Origin of the sequence: Moorena sp. SIO2C4 (assembly GCF_010672485.1) — a bacterium.
GTDB lineage: Bacteria > Cyanobacteriota > Cyanobacteriia > Cyanobacteriales > Coleofasciculaceae > Moorena > Moorena producens.
In genome coordinates this window covers 1-1,566 of record NZ_JAAHGN010001394.1, presented here as the reverse complement: position 1 = coordinate 1,566, position 1,566 = coordinate 1, and the positions used below count along the sequence as shown (strand labels likewise).

Annotated in this window: 1 protein-coding gene and 1 pseudogene; both read left to right on the top strand. The window is 38.3% G+C overall.

Features of this window, described 5'->3' with window-relative positions:
• Positions 1 to 262 (top strand): annotated as a pseudogene (locus F6K20_RS37920) (sigma-70 family RNA polymerase sigma factor); the annotation flags it as partial.
• A gap of 186 nt (positions 263 to 448) precedes the next feature.
• The gene (locus F6K20_RS37915) at positions 449 to 928 is read left to right on the top strand and encodes a DUF1822 family protein (RefSeq protein ID WP_287298320.1); all 480 of its coding nucleotides are present in this window, start codon (positions 449 to 451) and stop codon (positions 926 to 928) included.
• Positions 929 to 1,566: the final 638 nt, after the last annotated feature.

The following is a 1,566-nucleotide window of genomic DNA, read 5'->3' as shown; positions in this document are numbered from 1 at the left end:
TCCGGAAACAGAACTGACGTTGTATGACCAGCTCAGATACTATTTTAAAGCAGACCCGGAAAAGCTCTTACAGAAACATATCAAAAACCATCCTTCCGCCACATTGCAAGTGATAGGGTTAGCCTACCTCGACGGAAAAAAATGGCAAGAGATATCGGATTCTTTAGGAATTAAAATTTCATCCCTGAATAACTTCTTTCAACGTAATATTAGGAAATTATCCCCTGAAATCAAGAGATATATAGAGGAAGAGCTGGGCTGAAAATTGTATAAACAAATACAGGCTTGTCCAAATCGGTGCTTAATCTGCTCAATACATAAACTTAGATCACCTGTAGGGGTTAAAGGGAATTATTCCTCTACCTATAGGATGATACCTATTATAGTTGATAATTTATTAGTAACGCTAAACTAGAGGGATTGCTCAGTCACACTAGTCTGTCAAATTATGGTCACACTACCAGAAGCAGCCCATCAGCTAGCAGAAAAGCGTTGCCAACAGCAATCTAATCTGGAAAAAGCCGAACAGGTTTATCTCAATACCTTGGCGGTGTATGCAGTCAATGAGTACTTACAGGGTCTAGGATTTGAAACTGACTTAGAGTCTAGTGATAGCCAGAAAGAGATCATGCAGACATTCCTAGATGTGGCTGATTTAGTGGTTAAAAATTACGGCAAGCTCGAATGTAAACCAGTCTCACCAGATGCCGAGTTTGTTTACGTCCCAGAAGAGGTTTGGCAAGATAGAATTGCTTATATAGCAGTGCAACTGAATGACTCCTTGACAGAAGCCAAACTGCTGGGATTTGTGGAAAATGTCGCAACTAATGAGTTACCGTTAAGGAAGTTGCAGCCGATGGCATATTTTCCAGGATACCTTCAGGATTTACCGAGAAAATCAACTGATAGTCGAGAGGTTGTCTGTTGAAGGTTGTCTGTCAGAATGGAGAATGCAGAATGGAGAATGGAGCATGGAGCATGGAGCATGGAGCATGGAGAATGCAGAATGGAGAATGCAGAATGGAGAATGCAGAATGGAGAATGCAGAATTACAAATTCTAAATTCTAAATTCTAAATTCTAAATTCTAAATTCTAAATTCTAAATTCTTAATTCTAAATTCTTAATTCTAAATTCTAAATTCTTAATTCTAAATTCTTAATTCTTAATTCTAAATTCTAAATTCTAAATTCTAAATTCTAAATTCTAAATTCTAAATTCTAAATTCTTAATTCGGCACTGCTCACCCTACAATGAATCACTTGGGATCTGGGGATAATAATTAACTCAAACGATTGATGTCTGGTGGGCACTACCCACCCTACGATTCTAGAAAAAAATAAAGTTTTGTAAATTAACCCATAAAAATTTCAGCTCAGCCAGATAAGTAAGCAGGTCAGTCTTTCTAATTGATAGCCATGAAAGAGCAAATTAGGCAGCTGGTATGCCAAGTGCAAAGGTACCCACGAGATACTCAAGAGCGGCAGCAAGCTTTAGGAAAACTGGTTAAGCAAATTTTGCGATCGCGTAAAATTTGCCGCCCATCCAAAGGTCAACCCCTATCTGA

What these genes read in the sequence shown, in the direction of transcription:
- F6K20_RS37915 (WP_287298320.1), top strand. Translation starts at nt 449, where the DNA reads ATGGTCACACTACCAGAAGCAGCCCATCAGCTAGCAGAAAAGCGTTGC.